Consider the following 576-nt stretch of genomic DNA (forward strand, 5'->3'; position numbering starts at 1 on the left):
GACCCGTCGCGGGTGGTCCACCCGCTGGCCGACATCCTGCGGGCGCGGATCCTGGCGATCGCCTGCGGCTACGAGGATGCCGACGACCTCGACCACCTGCGCCGGGATCCCGGCTTCAAACTGGCCTGCGGCCGCCTGCCCGACACCGGGCGGGACCTGTGCTCGCAGCCGACCATGTCGCGCTGGGAGAACGCGCCGTCCTTGCGCGAGGTGATCCGGCTGATGCGGGCCATGGTCGACCTCTACTGCGCCAGCTACCCGAAGCCGCCCGCGGCGGTGACGTTCGATATCGACGACACGGTGGACGTGGTGCACGGGCGCCAACAGTTGTCGCTGTTCAACGCCCACTATGACGAGCGCTGCTTCCTGCCGATCCATGTCTACGACACCGCGACCTCCCGCCCGGTAATGGTGCTGCTGCGGCCCGGTAAGACCCCCTCCGGCCAGGAGATCCGGGGCTATCTGCGCCGCCTGGTCCGGCAGATCCGGCGCCACTGGCCAGGCACCCACATCACCCTGCGCGGCGACGGCCATTACGGTCGCCCGGAGGTGATGGCCTTCTGCGAGGCCGAGGGC

The 576-nt window shown here is 70.1% G+C and carries 1 protein-coding gene; it reads left to right on the forward strand.

Annotated features, from left to right (window positions below):
- A partial coding sequence (locus tag E2C06_RS36900; RefSeq protein WP_133293436.1) for an IS1380 family transposase occupies positions 1–576 on the forward strand: 576 nt, incomplete at both ends.

It is taken from the genome of Dankookia rubra (genome assembly GCF_004355005.1).
Lineage (GTDB): Bacteria > Pseudomonadota > Alphaproteobacteria > Acetobacterales > Acetobacteraceae > Paracraurococcus > Paracraurococcus ruber_A.